Raw genomic sequence first — 19,983 nt, 5'->3', positions numbered from 1 at the left:
GCCTCTCCATGCAATGAGTTCACTCCTGTGGATCGAAGCCGCCTGTCTTACGGGTCTATTATTCCTTAAGTATGTTTTGAGGTATTTTTAAGGGTGGGAAGGATTGAAAGGAGCGAGGAAAAAATGAATCATAATTTAATCTCTCACAGTGCAACCGTTCCTATAACAACCACCGTTGGTCCATTTTGTGTTATCGGAGAAAATGTCGTTCTTGGGGAGAATGTTATCTTAGGAGTCGGGTGTGTTCTTGGCGATGGAGCTAAGGTTGAAGATGGAGCTGAGCTTGGCAACTATGTTAGTGTCGGGGAGGGTGCCGTAATAGGTCAGCGAACTCGCATTGGAGATCATTCCACCATTTACCCGAAGACTATCCTGGGTCAGGACGGATTTATTGGCAGTAACTCTTCAATCGGACGTTTGCCTAAGGCTTCAGCTACAAGTACCGTAAAAGCACAGTCGGATTTGCCCCCTTTACAGATGGGTAACGGATTTACAATAGGGTGCTCGGTTGTTCTCTATGCAGGAACCACTTATGCGGACAAAGCATTTGTCGGTGACGGCGCCGTCGTTCGTGAGAGGTGCACGATTGGTGAAAACGTGGTAATTGGCAGCGGTGTAGTCGTTGAAAATGATACCAAGATAGGCCAATTCACAAAGATACAGACAGGTTCTTATATTACCGCCTATATGGAAATTGAAGAAAGAGTTTTTATAGCTCCCATGGTCACAACAACAAACGACAATTATATGGGCCGGACTGAGAAACGTTTTAAAGAAATAAAAGGTGCTACCATTCAACGTGGGGCCCGTATCGGTGGAGGAGCAATTCTCTTGCCTGGCGTAAAAGTAGCCCCGGAAACCTTTGTCGCCGCAGGAGCACTGGTTAGCAAAGATACCACGGAAAAGCGTGTTGTCAAAGGGGTTCCAGCCAAAGATATTCGAGAGGTCCCGGAAGACGAACTGCTAAAGTGAGGGGGACGGTTCTCCACGTGACTTGCGCTAAGAGGCAAGAGCTGAGGAGCGATAAATAGATTATGCTTTTTAATTCTTATGCGTTTATTTTTGTGTTTTTACCGACTACCATGGTAGTCTTTTTTCTGTTAGCCCGGCAGCGTCTTCTGTCCTTAGCGACAGGGATCTTAGTGTTGGCATCGATCATTTTTTACGCTTATTGGGATATACGAAACTTGCCGATTTTGATTACGTCAATGGTATTTAACTTTTTTGCCGGTCGATTATTACAGGCTCGACGCCGTCAATTGATATTGATCATTGCGATTGCTGTTAACCTTCTTACATTAGGTTATTATAAATACGTTGGGTTTATTGTGGATAACCTCAACGACGTTTTTCATGCGGGGATAAGTATTCCTCAAATAATTTTGCCTTTAGGAATCTCCTTTTTCACCTTTACTCAAATCGCTTACTTAGTGGATGCCTACAGAGGTGAGACTAAAGGTTACGATTTTCTTACCTACAGCCTTTTTGTCACCTTCTTTCCCCACTTGATCGCTGGGCCCATTCTCTACCATAAGGACATAATTCCTCAGTTTAAAAGCTTGCGCAGCAAGATCTTTTCTCACGAGAATATATCAATTGGCCTAAGCATTTTTATCATGGGTTTAGGCAAGAAGGTAATCATTGCTGACCATTTGATCGGTTGGGTTACACCAGTGTTTAATCATCCAGGCGATATTTCGTTTTTAGAAGCCTGGGCTGGAGCAATTGCCTACACTCTGCAGCTGTATTTTGACTTCTCCGGATATTCCGAAATGGCTTTAGGGTTAGGTAAAATGTTCAATATAGAATTGCCTGTTAATTTTCTTTCTCCCTATAAATCCACTTCCATCATCGAATTCTGGAGACGTTGGCATATTTCTCTATCATCCTTCTTGAAGAACTATCTGTATATTCCCCTCGGCGGCAATCGTAAAGGGGATACCCGGCGATTACTGAATCTGTGGTTAACTATGTTGATAGGTGGCATCTGGCACGGTGCGGGGTGGACTTTTTTTATCTGGGGAGGATTACACGGTACATTTCTCGTTATCAATCATCAGTGGCGGAAACTAAAAATTCCACTACCAAAAGTGTTAGCTTGGCCTATTACATTTATGGCGGTAGTCTTTGCCTGGGTCTTTTTCAGGGCGAACTCAGTGCATACTGCCTTAGAAATTGTACAGGGTATGGTTGGCTTAAATAAGGTGATTTTTCCCGACGCCTTCTTGAACGGATTTAGCAGATTACCTTTAATACCCGGAGGAAGTATAGAATTGCTGCTCTTAGGTGCACTAGTGCTATTTGTAGGATTAATGCCTAATGTACCAGAAATCATTGCCAGATTCCGTCCTTCAATACGTTGGGCGCTGATGGCTGGGTTGTTATTTACAATATGCCTGCTCCAATTAGGGCAAGTATCAGAATTTCTATACTTTCAATTTTGAGAAATGGGCAGTGTAATATGAGTAATAGTCAGAGAATGAAGAGTCGGAGAATAAGTTATCGCAAATTTAATAGCATTGTCTTTCTATTTCCCTTTGTTTTAGTGTCAATAATCGGTTTTAGCAATATGTTGATCGATCCATATGGGATTTGGAACTTGTTAAACTTCAGCTTTAACACTCAAAAAGTTGAGAAATACAATCATCAGCGCCTGTTTAAAGCAGAAGATATCATCCATTTAAAGCCAAAAGTAGTTTTGCTGGGATCCTCACGCACTTTTTTTGGCCTAAATCCCGATTACTATGAGGAAATTACCGGACAAAAAGCCTATAATGCTGGATTTAGTGCCGCTAATACAGAGGAGGAGTTAGCGTATTTGCGGCATGCTTTGGTCAATCAGCCAGGAATCCAACAGGTTATTATTGGTCTGGATTTCTACTCTTTTAACGAACATAATTCTGGACGGCAGGACTTTTTGCTGGATAGGCTAGAGAAAAGCCATATTAATTGGAATGACTTTACTAGTACTCTTTTTTCCCAGGATGCCGTAAAAGCATCCCTAAATACAATGAAATTTAATGTCAATAACAAATTCACAGAGCCCTTAATCTTTCCTAATGGACTGATAAGTGCCAGTGGAATAAAACAGTTTCATTTACTAGGGGCTAATGGTCAAGAGGCATTTGCCCGGGAATTAGAAGTCTACATCAATAACTATCAGTTTTATTATAACTATAAGTATTCAGCCCAAAGGCTCCAAGATGTTCGGACAATGGTTGAGCTGTGTAAAGAAAGAAATATTGATGTTAAAGTATTTATTTCGCCTTCACATGCCACCCAATGGGAGGCAATCCAGACCTCGGGGTTATGGCTTCAGTTTGAGCAATGGAAGAGGGATATAGCAGCCATTACTTCAGTATGGGACTTTTCAGGATATAATAGTATTACTACAGAGCCAATCAGTGATAATATGAAATACTATTGGGACAACTCGCATTACAAAGAACGGACTGGAGAGTTAGTATTTGATCGTCTAATGAATTATCAGTCCGGTTCAGTGCCTCAGGATTTTGGACGACTTTTAACACCAAGCACCGTTAACCAAGTAATAGATGAAATAAATGTCGAAAGAGAAAAGTGGGCAAAAGACAATAAGAAAACAACTGATTTTGTAAAAGGTCTTAAACAAAATAGATAGAGCGAAGCAACAAATCTATAAATCCTCCTGATGGGTGAGGAACATGCAGGGTATATGACCTTTGGGGTAATATAGTTGTAAAAGGAAGAAAGTTGTAGTAAACTTTAGAGCGATAAAGTTACTGATCGGTTCGAGTCAATACTTCCTAAACCAAGGGGCGATCCCAATCGGTAATTCTCAAATATTAAGACTAAGCTATCAATTTTATAAAAGGGGTTTAAGGGGAATCGCCAGATTCCCCTTAAACTTATAAAACTAAATTAGGAAGGAACAAGGTAAACTCAGAGGAGAATCGAGAATGGACGAAAAGAAAGGATGATTAATCATGAGAATCCCTCTATTAGATCTTAAGGCTCAGTATTTGACGATAAAAGATGAGATAAATCAAGCGATTATGAATGTACTTGATTCATCCGTATATATTTTAGGCCCCCAGATGAAGGCCTTGGAGAAGGAGATCGCTGCCTTCTGTGGTACGGAGGAAGCTGTGGCAGTTGCTAATGGCACGGATGCTTTAGTGCTGACCCTTAAGGCCTTCGGCATTGGCCCCGGAGACGAAGTGATTACCACGCCCTTTACCTTTTTTGCCTCAGCTGAAACCATTGCCATGGTGGGAGCCACACCGGTATTTGTGGATATTGACCCGGTAACCCTAAATATGGACTTAGATCTACTGGAGAAGAAAATAACCTCCCGGACTAAGGCTATTATCCCGGTACATATTTTCGGTCAGATGCTGGATGTTGAAAGAATAATGGAAATCGCGGCCCGCCATGACTTGAAGGTTATTGAAGATTCCGCTCAGGCTATTGGAGCAGAGTATCGGGGAAGAAAAGCCGGTTCCCTAGGACATGCGGCAACCTTTAGTTTTTTTCCGACGAAAAATTTGGGGGCATATGGAGATGCGGGTATGATTGTCACTAACGACAAACATTTAGCGGCAGAACTCCGTATGTTGCGCTTTCACGGCTGCCAAGTGAAATATTACCATGATAAAGTCGGCTATAACAGTCGGCTTGACGAGCTTCAAGCAGCAATTTTAAGAGTGAAGTTAGGCTATTTAAATCAATGGAATGAAGGACGCCGAGCAAAAGCAGCGGTCTACGATAAAGAATTAGCCCATTTGCCCCTAACTTTACCGGGACTGGATCCGGCAGGTATTCCCATCTATCATCTTTATGTCTTGCGCTCAGACCGTCGTGCAGAACTTATGGAGGCCTTTAAACAGGCGGATATCGCCTGCGCCATCTATTATCCGGTGCCCCTGCATTTACAGAAGGCGTTTCATGATCTGGGATATAAAGAGGGTTCTTTCCCGATCACGGAAAAGGCCTGTCAACAAGCTTTAGCAATTCCCTGTTATCCCGAACTATCCAGAGCTGAGCAAGAAGAAATTATCCGCCTGATTGAAGGAGTATACCGTGGCTAGTAGTGTTAGGAAGATAGGGATGTTGCGCAGAGGGAATATGGTTCTATTCGGCGTCTTTATATTTGTGCTTTTGGGTATCTTTTCCGGCTATAAACAGGTAAAAGGGCCTTTTGCAGAAACAGAAATCCAGTCGGCCCAGAAGGGAGCAACCAGGTTTATTAACGGAGAGCTAGAGATTGGTCAAGGACGTCTTATCGATATAAAGCATTATTTCTTTGTGGGAACGGTTTATAATGTAGAAACACCTCAGGGCCAAAAAAACCTAATATCCTTTGTCACACCGCAAGCCAAACCAACCCCCGGGGAAAAGGTGGAATGGGTAGGGGTAGATAACTACACTTCCGCCGTGACCTCCGTCTCTCCTGAGGAGAAGATCATGGATGGAGAAATTATTTCTTTAGAAAGAATTTCTCCCAAAAACAACGATCAATTCTATTGTGTTGTACATGCTTTGAGTGATGATACAGTTCAGCGCTTTATTGTAGATGCTGCTAAATTAGCAACTCTTAGAACCCTAAATAGCGTCCATGTGACCTATCACTCACCAGGGGACAGCCTTGTCCAACCGGTCGTTAACACTGAAAAAGTGGCTAAAGGCTACATTACAGATCTTTGGTTGACAAACATGATCAAAGGGTTGGAACTGGAAAGAGATTTCGACTTTGATAAATATCCCTACTATATAACTCTGGCTCCCAGGCCGAATGCCAAATATACCTGGACATTCTATCTGACGAAAGAGCAGAAAGATCTGGTTAAACTTGGGAATGTCTTGGAGGTTAAATATTCATCAATATTCCCTGACAGTATCACTGTAACACGGGAGAGTGTGGATCCGGATGTCTTAGCAGGTAAGGCAGATAATGGTGAAAATCCATGAGCTTTGTTCGCAATAGTTTCCTGACTCTCTTTGGAACCATAGGGCGGGTTGCTTTTTCCATGATAACTCAAATAGTCATCTCCCGTGTCCTTGGCCCGGTAGGAAAGGGATTGTATGCTTTTCTTGTCCAGATCCCTACGGTCTTAGTGCCACTCTGCAGTTTAGGGTTAAACTATGCCAATACTTACTACATTGCTAGGAATCCCGAAGATGGCAAAAAAGCTGTCGGAAGTTCACTGGGAATGGCTGCTTTATTAGGCGGCTTTATGGTAGTCGTTGTAGGTATTGCTTATCAATTTTTGAAACACGGCTACATGGAAGCGGTAACCCCTCTTCAACTGGGGCTTATTCTGATAGCAATTCCCTTCGGCTTACTAAATCTCTATTGGCTAAGTGTGCTATGGGGAATGGATTATATCGGTAAGTATAATTTAGCCTTACTGGTTCAATTCGTAGTGCTTTCTGCGGGAGTCTCCATAGCAGCCCTCTTAGGTCATTTAACAGTGACCACAGGATTTGGAATATGGGTTGCCGGAAATATCTTGACAACTTTATATATGCTCCCTGATATGGCGAAAATTTCTCGGTGGCGTTTTCACAGTTTCAGCCTTTCCTATATTCGCCAAACCCTGGGTTATGGAGCTAAGTCCTATTTAGCTAATGTCATGATGGTCATAAATTATCGACTGGACCTTTTTATTATCGCAGGCTTTTTGCCTTTCTCCCAAGTTGGTCTTTACACAACTGCAGTTACTCTCGCCGAAATGGTCGGGTATGTTGGGAATGCAGTTAATACGGCTTTGATCCCTAAACTTGCTTCAGGTAAAGACAACCTTACCTTTTCCATGACCCCAAAAGTTGCACGCCTAACAATCTTGTTAACTTTTCTTGCGGCACTTGGCATGGCCGTTATCGGCTACCCTCTGATTGTACTCTTTTTTGGAGCTCGTTTTAGTGGAGCCTTTTATCCTTTGCTGCTGCTATTACCCGGGGTTGTAGCCCTTGGCGGCTCTGCAGTGCTTTCCGGTGATCTAATGGCCCGTGGAAAGCCGATTTACACCAGTATTACTTCCGGTATTACGGTGGTACTAACCCTCATCCTTGACTTTACACTCATTCCACTTTGGGGCATTACAGGAGCCTCCATAGCCTCTAGTCTGGTATACGTATCGCTTTTTACCCTGAATTATACCTTTTATCGCCGTGAAAGCGGAGAAAAGCTTAAAGCGGTTGTGATTTTTACTTGGGAGGACATAAAAGAGATGACGTTGTTTGTTAAGCAGGTCAGAAATAAATGGGTCTCGAGAGGAAGGGCGGTGCAAGATGGAAAAAAATAAGTTAAGCGAAAATCGTCTGCTCATAATTCTCGAAGTCTGTGTGACTCTTTTATGGATATACATGGTTCTTCGCTGGATCTATTATCCATCGACATTAATAACCTTAGGTTATCTCTGGGGAATCGTCTGGGTTGCCGTAAAACGTCCTAGATGGTTGCCGGCAGTTCTAATTATTACCTTTCCTATAGAAGTATCAAAAATGTTTATTCCGGCTTACAGCTTACCAGAGCGAGTTGCCACCTTCAATGTCTCTATCTTAGACTTTTTCCGCCTTTCTCAACTAGCCATCGGATTGCGCTGGCTCTGTGATTTGTGGCTAAGTCACAAAAATAATCAGGCCTACATAGCAGATAAGTTTAAGGTTTGGAAACGTCTAAAAACAGATTCTCTCTTATGGCTCCCTTTAGCTCTGCTGGGCGTCTACTTGTTATCAACGGCCTTTTCCATTGCCCCGCTACACTCCTTTGCGGAAACCGTGCGTTTGCTTTCCTTGATTATTACCCTTTACCTGGCCATAGTCTATGTCCAAGATGAAAAGGATCTGCAGCGCTTAGGCTATACACTGATCGCAGTTGGAGCAGTTCTGGGTGGAATTGCTATCATGCAGTACCTTACTAAGTGGTTTTTCTTCCCCACGTCCGCGGTTGTGGTTAGTAACCGTCCTAATACTACGTTTGCTGATCCCAATATCTTTGCTCGTTTTTTAGTTGTCACCTTCTGGTTCTCCGTGGCTGAATTTGAACGACGCACAACCTGGTCATCCCGGGTTATCCCCCTTATTGCTATTTTGTTTCAAGGGGCGGGATTGGGAATCACCGGCTCGCGAGGTGGAATTTTAGCCCTGGGAGTTTCTTCTGTTATCTTTGTACTGCTCATCCCGCGGCGTAAGTTAACACTTTCCGCTATGGGAGTCATGATTTTGGCGATTATCGCTGCCGCCCTTTTAAATCCGTCCATCATGGCACGTATTGAGAGCCTGCGGGCGGGATTGTTAAATGCCTCAGGCGGGATTCGAGAGTATTTATGGCGTTCAGGCATAGCGATGATGCGGGATCATCCCGTGATTGGCGTAGGAGTAGGGGCCTTTGGAGTGGCCTTTACTACCATCTATCCCTACTTTAATCCTTACTCCACCTTTTACGTATCACTTTCCCACACTGCCGTAATTACTGTTTTGGCAGAAACGGGAATCGTTGGTTTTACGGTTCTGTATTTCCTGTTTGGGAAGACTCTCCAGAGAGGGTGGGGCATTGCCCGTAAACTGCAAGATGAGCGCTTGCGCTTTTTGAGTGCCAGTATAGTTGCGGGGATCATAGCAATCTTCATCAGCGCTCAAGGAGAAGGTAGATTATATGAAGAACCATTACTTTGGCTTCTTTGGGCAATGCTAGTCTCAATCTCCCAGCTAGCCAACCTACAGATAAGAAAGGAACATACTAAACTATGAAAATTGCAACTGTCGTAGGAGCCAGGCCCCAGTTCATTAAGGCAGCCTCCGTCTCTCGTGTTTTAAGAAATGACCATCAAGAAATACTGATTCATACCGGGCAACATTACGATACTAATATGTCCGACATTTTTTTTGATGAACTGCATATTCCGCGACCGGATTTTCACTTAGGAATCGGATCCGGCCTACACGGGGCTCAGACAGGGGCGATCCTGGAAAAAGTTGAGGAAGTTTTAATCCGGGAGACTCCTGATGCTCTGTTGGTTTACGGGGATACGAATTCCACCCTGGCAGGGGCCCTGGCGGCTTCAAAGCTCCATATCCCTGTCATCCATATCGAAGCGGGACTGCGCAGCTTTAACCGCAGAATGCCTGAAGAGATTAACCGAGTTTTGACGGATCATCTCTCCAGCTGCCTTTCCTGCCCCACTGAAACCGCTGTAAAAAACCTTAAAGCAGAGGGGATTACCGAAGGAGTTTCGCAAGACGGAGATGTGATGTATGACGCCTTCCTCTATAACCTGGAGTTGGCTAAAGAACGCTCAACTATCCTACAGACTCTTAACTTAGATCCCAAATCCTATATTCTTTGTACGATACACCGGGCGGAAAACACCGATGATCCGGCCCGCTTAACTCAAATCTTAAAAGCCTTAGCCAAAATTTCCACCCCAGTCGTCTTGCCCTTACATCCTCGAACACGTAAGATTGTGCAAGAATTGGGTTTAAGCTCCTTACTGGAAAAGGTTAAGGTTCTGGAGCCCGTAGGCTATTTGGATATGATTACTCTGGAAGCCCAAAGCCAGAAACTGCTGACTGATTCAGGGGGAGTCCAAAAGGAAGCTTACTTTGCAGCTGTACCTTGTATCACCATGCGAGATGAAACAGAGTGGGTTGAAACCGTAGAGGTGGGCTGGAACCGCTTAACCGGCGCTGACGAAGAGAAAATTCTCGAAGCGGTAGAGAAGTTCAGCCCTCCTGCGGATCGGCCCGGCATTTTTGGCGATGGACAGGCGGCAGAGCACATTGTAGCTACCCTCAGTAAGTGGTCATTACGTTAAATAAGGAAGGTAAATCATGCGATTTTTAATTTTAACTCAATACTTTCCACCGGAAACAGGGGCTGCTCAGGTTCGTCTTAAAGAACTAGCCAAAGGCTTGCAGCGCCAGGGTCATGAAGTTGTCATTGTTACGGCATTTCCCAATCATCCCTCCGGAGTTATTCCGCCAAAGTATCGAGGATACTGGTCGATGAAAGATGAGGTAGAAGGATTACCCGTCTATCGGACCTGGGTTTATCCGGTGCAAAGAGGACGTTTTTGGAAACGCCTGTTAAATTACTTTTCCTTTACCTTTTCTTCCTTATGGGGAATTTTAAAGGCAGGGCCTGTTGATGTCCTTTTTGTGGAGTCCCCGCCCTTATTTCTGGGAATGACCGCAGTACTGGGTAGCTGGCTTAAACGGGCCCGGCTGGTGTTCAATGTTTCTGATCTTTGGCCCGAATCCGCAGTCGCCTTAGGATTAGTTACCAACAAGACCATGATTCGCATGACAGAAGGATTAGAAACCTGGCTCTATAATCGTTCTTGGAAGCTTTCGGCAGTGACCATTGGAATTCGGGATACTTGGATTAACCGGGGAATCCCTGCTGAGAAAATCGCTTTTTTACCCAACGGCGTTAACCTGGATCTCTTTCGCCCCCTTCTTCCGGATCAAGAATTCATGGATAAGTTAGGCCTGGAGGATAAATTCATCTTAGCTTATACGGGAACCATGGGTTATGCTCAAGGGTTAGAAACCGTCTTAGAAGCTGCTAATCTGTTGCGTTCTGAGCCCCAGTACCATTTTCTTTTTTTAGGGGATGGCACGGAAAAACCAAAACTTGAGGAAATGGCTAAAGAGATGAAGCTCCCTAATGTACAATTTCTGGGCTTTCAGCCGGTCACAGATATGCCCCGCTATTTATCTTTAGCAGCTGGGAGTATAATTCCCTTGAAGAAGCTAAAGCTTTTTGAAGGGGCCCGTCCTTCGAAGATGTTTCCGGCAATGGGGTGTGGAGTTCCCGTAATCTACAGTGGAGAAGGGGAAGCTGTCGACCTGATTCGAGAGGCCGGAGCGGGACTTACAGTTGAGCCGGAGAACCCTGTGGAGATGGCTCAGGCCATACGCACCCTCTATAACTTGAGTGACCGAGGGAAGTCCATGGGAGATAACGGCCGGCGTTATGTGGAAGAGAATTATTCCTGGGATAGTATTGTCAGTCAGTGGCTTAAGGAACTAAAATAGGAAACCGGCCATTCAAGGCCGACGAGAGGAAGTGATTGTATGAAACGGTGGGGCGGTTGGATTATTCCTTTGTTTTTTGCCTTGGTGCCCTGGGATATTAGTAAGGTACTGTTTCCTCCCTATCAAAGTGCTCCGGAAACCCCTACCACTTTGACCTTTTTGCGCATTGGAATGATTCTCTTGTTAGCCTGGGGAGCAGCCCGTTTTGTACAAGAGGGCATAGGGAAGACCTTTAAGCGTCTTAGTCAGGTTCCATTGATCTGGGCGGTTATCCCTTTGTTTTTGGCAGTACTTATTTCGTTAACAACTAGTTTGCAGCCTCATACAACCCTGACAGAAGGACTGCGCTTACTGTTGCTGTTTGCCAGTGGAGTCAGCATTGCTTTAGGTGCCGACCGAAAAGCAGTCTTTGACCGAGTGTTTAGGGTGATTTTTGCCATGGCAACTCTTACAGCCATCTTTGGTCTCATTCAATACCTGAGTGGTAACTGGATTTGGGGCGGTGGGATTAACATCTCCGGGGTGCGCAGAGTGAATGCCAGCTTCATCGATCCTAATTTATTTGCCAGATACTTGGATATCTCTATATTAGGATCTTTGCTTCTTTTTATACGACGGGAATGGACGCTCAGGATCGGGACTGCCTTGGCACTTTTTGTTCAACTGGCGGCTCTGGGAGTTACCTTTTCCCGAACCGGCTGGCTGACCTTACTGATTGGAATTCTAATCTTGGCTGTCAGCTCATTCCGAAATCGCAAAACCCATTGGAGTATACTGGGACTGGGTGGCTTGGGAGGTTTGGCTCTTTTTCTTATCCCAAGTATCCGCCTTCGCTTTGAAACCCTGTTTACCGGGGTTGGTGCCTTGGGACAGCGAGAGCATTTGCTTAAAGGCGGCTGGGCCATGTTTATCGAAAACCCCTTGACCGGGGTTGGCTTAGGCAATTTTCAGTGGGCCATAGAACAGCCCTACCATTATCTCGTGCCGTGGAGTGATGCAGTCACTCGTTCCCATACCAGTTTAATGACGGTTGCTGCAGAAATGGGCATTTTAGGAATTATTGGCATGATCGCTTTTTTGATTGTCTTAGTAAGTATGAATTTGCGTGTCTTGAATCAGATGAACGTTTTTGCGCAAACTATATTGATGAGTGTTTTCGTGATTTGGCTCAGTTCCCAAGGAGAAGGTCGTTTCTTTGAAGACCCCCTGATTTGGGCTTTCTGGGGTTTAAGCTTAGCCATTCAATGGAAACCATGGGGAGAGGGTTGGGATGGCTAAACTTTGCCTATTGGCCAATGCAGCCAGTACTCACACGGAGAAATGGGCGCTAGCTTTAGCCCAGCGTGGCTGGGAGGTAGAAATCCTCAGCTTTTTACCCGCTGAGATCCCCCGGGTCCAGGTTCATCGGATTCCTCGTTTGGCCGGGGATAAAGTCGATGTAATCCTGCGTCAGAACTGGGTCAGGAAAAAAGTTGCTGAAATCAAGCCCGATCTGATTCATTCCCATTATGCAACAAGCTTTGGCTTGCTGGGAGCGTTGACCGGCAGACATCCTTTGGTGATTTCTGCTTGGGGCAGTGATATTTTTTCTTTCCCCAAAACTTCTTTTTTCCATGCCCGCCTGTTAAAATGGATTTTAGCTCAGGCGGATGTCTTATGCTCCAGCAGTAAAATTATGGCCCAAGAGATGCAACTCTATCTCGATTCCCAGCAAGCTATTGAAATAATTCCTTTTGGAGTGGATACGAAGCGATTTTCTCCTCCGGAGGAGGGGCAAGTTTCTAGTCTAAAAAGAGTTAAGCAAGACGCTCTCGTGGTGTTTGGAGTTGCTAAAGGCTTACATCCTGTTTACGGGTTGGATCTTTTAATTGAAGCTTTTGCTCGGGTTCAGCGGCGTTTTCCTCAGACCCTTCTGCGTATTGCGGGAGAAGGTCCCCAGCGGGCCTCTTTAGAGGACTTAGCTGTAAGACTTGGAGTTTCTGAATCTATAGAATGGCTGGGTCAACTTCCCAATACCGAAGTTGCCGGTTTCTATCAGAGTATTGATATTGTGGTCATCCCTTCCCGTCAGGAGAGCTTCGGTGTGACGGCGGTAGAGGGGTCGGCCTGTGCCCGTCCTGTGATTGCCAGCAGAATTGGCGGACTTACTGAAGTTATTGTTGAAGGAGAAACGGGATTACTGGTTTCTTCAGAAGATATCTCAGAATTAAGCAGTGCTATGGAAAGTCTGATTAGAGATCCCGCTCTGAGGGAGAGGTTAGGCCAACAAGGAAGAGTCAATGTTCTAAAGTATTATGATTGGCAAAAAAATGTTGCTCAAATGGAAGCTGTTTATCAACGCTTGCTCCACCCTCGTACTTGAAAGGAGACTTTACCTAATGCATCATTTGAAAGGAGACAGTCGGATGAGTCAGAGGCTCTCGGCATCTGCAGAAAGTAATGAGCTTATTTATCCTCGGTGGCAACTTGTTTTGAAGCGTATGCTTGACCTGTTAGTTGCTGCTGTTCTGCTGGTGCTTATATCTCCCTTGTGGCTTTTTATTGTGCTTTGGATTAGGCTGGATTCTACCGGGCCGGCAATCTTTACTCAGACACGTGTGGGACTTTGGGGTAAACCCTATACTATTTATAAGTTCCGTACTATGACCACCAATGCCGATGCCTTGATGAAAACAAAGCTGGAAAAGGTGACAAGCTTAGATAACTTCGTTTTCCAGGAGAAGGATGATCCCCGGGTTACCCGCAGCGGCAAGTTTTTGCGCAAAACCAGTTTGGACGAATTGCCTCAGCTCCTAAATATCTTGTTGGGAAATATGAGTCTGGTGGGGCCCCGTCCGGAAGTTCCGGATATAGCCAAGCATTACACCCCTCAACAACGGCTGCGGCTTAATGTGCTGCCGGGGGTCACAGGCTTGGCCCAGGTCAATGGGCGAAGTGAATTAACCTTAGGAGAGACCCTGGCCTATGATGTGGAATATGTGCGGCGTTGGAATATATGGCTGGATTTATCTATCCTTTGGAAGACCTTCTTTGTGGTTTTCTCAGGTAAAGGTGCTTACTAAATGAACAAACAAACATCAGAGCAATTGAAAGGAATCGCTATCCTTTTAGTTGTTATTGGCCACTTATTCGTAACAAAGTTCATTAACACTACAAACCCGGCTTTTAATTATTTGGGAGCCCAGGGTGTGGCGATTTTTTTAATCCTCTCCGGTTATGGGATCACTTCATCCTATTTAACCAAGGGACTGGATAAGAGTTTTCTGGGGCGGCGGCTGCGAACAGTACTACTTCCATATTCATTGGTGACTCTGGTTTGGTTTTTGTATGACAATAGTAGGGGTACTACCTATCCCTTAAGGACAATCCTGCTATCACTATTTGGGCTGGATTTTAAGCTGACTATGGATGGAACCATGTGGTACATATTCTTCATTTTAATGTGGTACTTCATATTCTACCTGTTATTCAGTCTTAAGTTGCCAACTATCCTGAAGGTCGGATTGTTGTTTGGGTTTGCGTACCTTTTACGCTATCACTCCAGGTTTAATTTGACAGAAGTAGTGTATTGGCAGTGGGGCCTTCACGCGATTATGTTCCCTATAGGGTCACTCTTGGCCCTGGTTCCTCTGGAGAGCTTTAGTAAGCAAACCCTGAAGCTGGGGTTTGGGTTGATGGGAACAATGGGTTTGGTAACTTATCTCCTGAACTACCGGGACAATGCCCTGGGCCTAGGGCCTTATATGCTCTCGAATTTAGGCTTTGCACTTGTTGCTTTCTCAGTCCTAATGATTTTAGGGCAACTGGGGTATTATTCATGGCTGCTTGGATTTATTGGTTCAATTTCCTATGAGTTGTATTTACTAGAAGCTGTTTTTATGTACAAGTTCTCTCTGCCCTATGTTTTGCCTAACAAGGTACTATCCCTGGGAATTTATCTACTGGCGTTGGTTGCAGGAAGCTTATTGCTTAAAAGGGGTATGAAACAATTGCTTTTGATCTTCTCTCACAGGCAGGAATTGAATCCTGAGAATACCCTGGGGCCAGGGTTTGTAAAGTAAGGTTTTTAATAGCAACTTTTATTCTTTCCTTGGATAAGGTTTGAAAGTTACAGAGAATAAAAATAAGGGATAAATAACCAATTGGCGGTTATGATATTTCAAAGAGTAAAGAGTAAATTACATAATGCAGGATATATCTGGAGGAACTGCTTTCCGTCTGTCGAATAGGTAAAAGACCGATAGGAGCATGGTTTTCGATGCTAAAGGTTTTATATTCATGCTGCATACCACTCAGGAAAGGAAGTAAGGAGATATTATGATCAGAGAAAAAATCCTTGATATACTGACGGATATTTGTGGAACCGATGAGATAAAGCGAAATCCAGACCAAGAACTGTTTAAGAGTGGATTAATGGATTCCTTTGGTATCATAGAATTATTTGTGGCTATTCAAGAACAACTGGCCATTGAGGTGGCCCCGACTGAAATGGAACGTGAGGAATGGGAGACCGCCAATAAAATTATCGCGTACCTGGAGGAGCGTAGGGGTTAATGATTCGAAATCGACTGGGATCAATGGTTGCTGCCCTAATACTTTTTGGGTTAACCATAGTTTTGATGGGCCCCCTGACCCAAAAGGTTGTGGGGCTTTTTTGGCTTAGGCCGGGTGTTACCCAAACCATCGGGAGCTCACAAACTCCCGTAAGTTTTCAGGGTATGATATTGCAAACAAAAGCTCTGGAATTGCCGGATGTTCTACCGGTTTACGGGTCTTCCGAGTTCTCAGCTGTCTCCGAGTTTCATCCGTCAATTCTTTTTGAGGGAAAACCCACCGGGTTTGCCCCTTTTCTTGTGGGCAGAGGAGGGACTCAGGACATTATTCATGCTTTAAATCTGGGAGCTTTAGGTGATTCTTTAAAGGATAAGAAAATTGCTGTTATCCTTTCCGCCCAATGGTTTACTCCGGAAGGAATTAGCCCGACCTATTTTCAACAGAATTTTTCTCCACTTCAAGCCTATCGGATGCTTTTCAACTCCTCTTTGTCAGCAGAGAGGAAAAATCAATTAGCAAAACGACTCTTAGAATTTCCGGGAGCTTTTGCGGAGACCCCTACTTTACAGGCACTTCTGGCCCAGAGTTTACAAGAAAGCCGGAAACCAAGTATTCGAAGTTTATTATTAGGGGCTAAGGGGAGAGTAGAAATGGCAGCCTACGAGGCTCAAGACGCCCAGAAAACAATAGCCTACAGTAGACTGATCAACCCTAAAGGCGCTTTGATAAATGCCTCAATTACGGCACCGCCCCTGGCTCCTTGGTTAGAATTAAAGGTGCAGGCAGAGAAGCAGGGCAAAACAATGACCCAAAATAATCGGTTAGGTATCTTGGATGAGTACTATAGTACCTATATCCAACCCAGGCTTGAGGAAAACAGGAATTCCGCTACTCAGTCCGGCTTTTACCCCTCCCCGGAATACAAGGATTTAGAACTCCTCTTAGATATTCTTCAAGAGACAGGGGCCCGTCCGTTGTTCATAATTGTACCGGTAAATGGGGCTTGGTATGATTACACGGGATTTCCTCTTGCAGAACGCAGGGGTTACTATCTGCGAGCTGAAAAGATGATTAAGGATCAAGGATTTCAGGTCGCTAATTTCGGAGATCATGAATATGACACCTACTTTTTGCAGGACACCATGCACTTAGGCTGGAAAGGATGGGTGAGCATCAATGAAGCGCTGGATCGATTTTATCATGAAGGGTTCTAGGGATAGGAATCCCACGTTAGTATGGTTTGGACGAGTTGCTTATTACTACTTCATCCTGTTAGGTTTGTTTATCCTCTATCTAGTACAAAAGCAACATACCGCTGCTCCGTTTATTTATAATAACTTTTAGGCGAATGGGGAATGTGTTTTTATGCTTAGCGAAAAAATCCAGGAGTGGTCTATAAGATGTCCGGAACGGGCAGCCCATTGTCATGGGGATAATGTTTTAACCTATGCTGCTTTAGAAAGCAGCTCTAATTCAGGGGCTGTATGGCTTCATGAGCTAAGTCTTGAGCAAGGCATACCTCGTCAGACTCCGGTGGTTGTCTACGGGCATAAAGAAAATGAAATGCCGGTCTTATTTATGGCTTGTGTCAGAGCAGGCCATCCTTATATCCCTGTGGATTCCTCAGTGCCCCATGAACGCTTATGGCAAATTATTGAGGCATCCGGGGCCCGGGTAGTCCTTTCCCCGCAGATGGTTCCCAGAGGGAAAGCTGACTCACCTAAAGTCTTAATTGAAGAAATGATCTCCCTACAGAGTCAAGACAGCATTCTGAAGGGTTATCAAAGAGAGGTGCCACACTCTTCTTGGCAAGTAGAACTTGATGAAGTTTACTACATAATTTTTACCTCCGGCAGTACCGGAGTACCGAAAGGGGTACAGATTACTCTAGGGGCCCTAGAAAGCTTTTTGAACTGGGTTAACACAGAGTTTAAGCCGGAAGAAATGCAGGAGGTTTTTCTTAATCAGGCTCCGTTTTCCTTTGATCTTTCAGTAATGGATTTATATATGTCCTTAAGTACCGGGGGAACTCTTTGGAGTGTGGATAAGGATCAAATTGCCCATCCCAAGGAACTCTTTGCCTCCCTGGCTGCGTCAAAAACCAGTTACTGGGTATCCACACCTTCCTTTGCCGAGGTATGTTTAATGGATCCCAGTTTTAATTCCACCCTGCTGCCGAGGATAAAAAGGTTCCTCTTCTGTGGTGAGATACTTACCCATGATTGTGCCACAAAACTTACTCAACGATTTCCCCAAGCCGAAGTGGAAAATCTTTACGGACCCACGGAAGCAACAGTGGCGGTAACGAATTTGACCATCAGCCCTGAGATCCTTAACACTTTTAATCCACTTCCTGTAGGCAGAGTTAAACCGGATGCCCAGGTCTTAATCTGTAATTCCGATCAGCTTAGCGCAGCAATTACTGCTGAGGCTGGTATCTTGCACCACAGACCCGAAGTAATGCCGGAGGGGGAGGCAGGGGAATTAGTAATCGCCGGCCCCAATGTCAGTGTGGGATACCTGAACAATCCGGAGCAAACAGCCAAGGCCTTTTTTAGCTGGCAAGAGAAGGGACAAACCTGGAATGCCTACCGGACAGGAGATTCCGGGTTATTTAAAGATGGATTCCTCTTTTACCAAGGCCGCTTAGATTTTCAGATTAAGCTCCATGGTTATCGGATTGAGTTAGGAGAAATCGAAGAAAATCTAAGGCGTAACCCCTTGGTCGAAAATGCGGTGGTTTTACCCATTGAACGACGAGGGAAGGTTGAGTATTTACAGGCCTTTGTGACGGTGAGTAAGCCCGTAGAGGATGAGTTCAAAGAGACTCTTGCTCTCAAGGAAGATTTGCGCGGACGCTTGCCCGAGTATATGATCCCCCGGCGCATTAAATTCCTGGCTGCGATGCCCATAACCCCCAACGGCAAGGCGGATCGACGTGCTCTGCTAGGGGGATTGTAAATGACTCCTTTTGAAAACTTCTCCTTTTTTTTCTATTTACTAATTCCTTTAGTACCGGCGATCTTGCTGGGGGGAATCGGAGCCTCAGCCAAAGTTCGAGCCACTTGGGTTTTCCTTTCTACCCTGGGAATGCTCCTTTTGATTGGTCGTCCGCTGATTGTGCTCATTCAAATTGTGGCTTATCTTATTTTTCAATGGCTTATAGTCCGGATTTATTTGTCCTATCGCTTGAAAACCCTCGAAAAAAATAGGGCCGATGTCTTTTATCTGGGAATCTTTCTTTCTATTTTGCCGCTAGTGGTCGTCAAATTAAATCCCAGCTTTATTGAGCTGGGCTTTTGGCAAACAGTCATTGGTTTCTTAGGAATTTCCTATTTAACCTTTCGCTCAGTAGGGATCATCATAGAAATCCGAGATGGTCTGATCAAAGAGGTGAAAGTAGTTGATTTCATCAGTTTTCTGCTCTTTTTTCCTACCTTGGCCTCCGGCCCGATTGATCGCTACCGACGTTTTGTTGCTGACCTCCATAAACCGTTATCTCGTCAAGACTACGGAGAACTAGCCATTACGGGAATGGATCTGATCTTTCGAGGGTTTTTGTATAAGTTTATTATCGCCTATCTGATTAATAAATACTGGCTTGACCCCCTGAACCATTCCTTTGGCTTTCTGCCAACCTTAAACTACATGTATGCCTACGGCTTATACCTCTTCTTTGATTTTGCCGGGTACAGCGCCTTTGCTGTGGGGGTCAGTTATCTCTTAGGGATTAAAACACCCATTAACTTTGATAAGCCCTTTATCTCGAAAAATATTAAGGATTTTTGGAACCGCTGGCATATATCTCTCTCATTTTGGTTCCGGGATTACATCTATATGCGTTTTGTACTGGATTCAGCTAAGAAGAAGCGCTTTAGTAATCGCTATACTGCTTCTTATGTAGGTTATTTCCTGCTTTTCGGAATCATGGGAGTATGGCACGGAACTCAGCCCCAATATGTCCTCTACGGGCTTTATCATGCAGGGCTGATGATTGGGTTTGACTATCTGGATCGGAAGAACAAAACCAGAAAGTTTTGGGGAACGGGGCCCATCTGGGATCTGCTGGCTGTTGTTGTTACTTTTAATTTTGTGATGTTTGGATTTTTGATTTTTTCGGGGCGTCTGGTTTAGATGATGACAAAGGAAACGTGGGGCTCCGCTAGGGCGCTTATATTAGTGATCTAGGGGGGCCTTTTTGCTAAATCGAATCCTCATGCCGCTACAAGGCACCATCAGAGGATGAAAATAGGGTCGCTCGGGTCAGGACGGCTTTGCCCACATCGTTCACTCAGCATTCCGAGGCTGGCCCACGCGCTGGCCTGGGAGCTTCGCCAAACCTCAGGGTAATACCTGAGGTGAACCGGTGGCTGCGCTTCCCCAGGTCAGCTTTGTAGGCTTTACCGC

The 19,983-nt window shown here is 44.8% G+C and carries 17 protein-coding genes; all 17 read left to right on the top strand.

Going from position 1 to position 19,983, the window contains the following annotated elements; genetic code table 11:
• Positions 1 to 123: 123 nt before the first annotated feature.
• The 17 genes from DP73_RS14560 (at position 124) to dltB (ending at position 19,710) form a co-directional block, all read left to right on the top strand.
• Complete coding sequence (locus DP73_RS14560) at positions 124 to 972, top strand: N-acetyltransferase (protein WP_034600455.1); 849 nt, start codon at positions 124 to 126, stop codon at positions 970 to 972.
• 62 nt (positions 973 to 1,034) lie between these two features.
• Positions 1,035 to 2,444, top strand: a complete 1,410-nt coding sequence (locus DP73_RS14555; protein ID WP_034600454.1) for an MBOAT family O-acyltransferase — start codon at positions 1,035 to 1,037, stop codon at positions 2,442 to 2,444.
• Between the two features lie 17 nt (positions 2,445 to 2,461).
• Positions 2,462 to 3,640, top strand: coding sequence for a hypothetical protein (locus tag DP73_RS14550; RefSeq protein WP_128751424.1), 1,179 nt, complete (start codon positions 2,462 to 2,464; stop codon positions 3,638 to 3,640).
• A 325-nt stretch (positions 3,641 to 3,965) separates the two neighbouring features.
• The gene (locus DP73_RS14545) at positions 3,966 to 5,069 is read left to right on the top strand and encodes a DegT/DnrJ/EryC1/StrS family aminotransferase (protein ID WP_034600452.1); all 1,104 of its coding nucleotides are present in this window, start codon (positions 3,966 to 3,968) and stop codon (positions 5,067 to 5,069) included.
• A complete protein-coding gene (locus DP73_RS14540; RefSeq protein WP_034600451.1) occupies positions 5,062 to 5,949 on the top strand; it encodes a hypothetical protein in 888 nt (295 codons plus the stop codon). The genes DP73_RS14545 and DP73_RS14540 overlap by 8 nt, the downstream gene beginning before the upstream one ends.
• Entirely contained in the window at positions 5,946 to 7,286 is a 1,341-nt protein-coding gene (locus DP73_RS14535; RefSeq protein ID WP_034600450.1) for a flippase, read from the top strand. Before DP73_RS14540 ends, DP73_RS14535 begins: the two co-directional genes overlap by 4 nt.
• Positions 7,273 to 8,733: an O-antigen ligase family protein gene (locus DP73_RS14530; RefSeq protein ID WP_034600449.1), complete on the top strand. Its 1,461-nt coding sequence runs from the start codon at positions 7,273 to 7,275 to the stop codon at positions 8,731 to 8,733. Before DP73_RS14535 ends, DP73_RS14530 begins: the two co-directional genes overlap by 14 nt.
• Complete coding sequence (gene wecB / locus DP73_RS14525) at positions 8,730 to 9,797, top strand: UDP-N-acetylglucosamine 2-epimerase (non-hydrolyzing) (protein WP_034600448.1); 1,068 nt, start codon at positions 8,730 to 8,732, stop codon at positions 9,795 to 9,797. Before DP73_RS14530 ends, wecB begins: the two co-directional genes overlap by 4 nt.
• Positions 9,798 to 9,813: 16 nt before the next feature.
• Positions 9,814 to 11,022, top strand: coding sequence for a glycosyltransferase family 4 protein (locus tag DP73_RS14520; RefSeq protein WP_034600447.1), 1,209 nt, complete (start codon positions 9,814 to 9,816; stop codon positions 11,020 to 11,022).
• A 39-nt stretch (positions 11,023 to 11,061) separates the two neighbouring features.
• Positions 11,062 to 12,300 (top strand): O-antigen ligase family protein, encoded by a 1,239-nt coding sequence (locus DP73_RS14515; protein WP_034600446.1) that lies wholly within the window; start codon positions 11,062 to 11,064, stop codon positions 12,298 to 12,300.
• Positions 12,293 to 13,384 (top strand): glycosyltransferase, encoded by a 1,092-nt coding sequence (locus DP73_RS14510; RefSeq protein ID WP_034600445.1) that lies wholly within the window; start codon positions 12,293 to 12,295, stop codon positions 13,382 to 13,384. Before DP73_RS14515 ends, DP73_RS14510 begins: the two co-directional genes overlap by 8 nt.
• A 43-nt stretch (positions 13,385 to 13,427) precedes the next feature.
• A complete protein-coding gene (locus DP73_RS14505; RefSeq protein WP_128751425.1) occupies positions 13,428 to 14,084 on the top strand; it encodes a sugar transferase in 657 nt (218 codons plus the stop codon).
• Positions 14,085 to 15,083: an acyltransferase gene (locus DP73_RS14500; protein ID WP_034600444.1), complete on the top strand. Its 999-nt coding sequence runs from the start codon at positions 14,085 to 14,087 to the stop codon at positions 15,081 to 15,083. It abuts the gene before it with no gap.
• 256 nt (positions 15,084 to 15,339) lie between these two features.
• Positions 15,340 to 15,576, top strand: coding sequence for a D-alanine--poly(phosphoribitol) ligase subunit DltC (gene dltC / locus DP73_RS14495; RefSeq protein ID WP_034600443.1), 237 nt, complete (start codon positions 15,340 to 15,342; stop codon positions 15,574 to 15,576).
• Positions 15,576 to 16,790 carry a D-alanyl-lipoteichoic acid biosynthesis protein DltD gene (gene dltD / locus DP73_RS14490; protein ID WP_034600442.1) on the top strand — a complete coding sequence of 405 codons (1,215 nt, stop codon included), beginning with the start codon at positions 15,576 to 15,578 and terminating at the stop codon, positions 16,788 to 16,790. The genes dltC and dltD overlap by 1 nt, the downstream gene beginning before the upstream one ends.
• 151 nt (positions 16,791 to 16,941) lie before the next feature.
• Complete coding sequence (gene dltA / locus DP73_RS14485; protein WP_034600441.1) at positions 16,942 to 18,537, top strand: D-alanine--poly(phosphoribitol) ligase subunit DltA; 1,596 nt, start codon at positions 16,942 to 16,944, stop codon at positions 18,535 to 18,537.
• Complete coding sequence (dltB, locus tag DP73_RS14480) at positions 18,538 to 19,710, top strand: D-alanyl-lipoteichoic acid biosynthesis protein DltB (protein ID WP_034600440.1); 1,173 nt, start codon at positions 18,538 to 18,540, stop codon at positions 19,708 to 19,710.
• Positions 19,711 to 19,983: the final 273 nt, after the last annotated feature.

This window comes from Desulfosporosinus sp. HMP52 (genome assembly GCF_000765145.1).
In the GTDB taxonomy this organism is placed as follows: domain Bacteria; phylum Bacillota; class Desulfitobacteriia; order Desulfitobacteriales; family Desulfitobacteriaceae; genus Desulfosporosinus.
The sequence above is the reverse complement of the archived record's forward strand: the minus strand, read 5'-3'. Positions and strand labels throughout refer to the sequence as shown.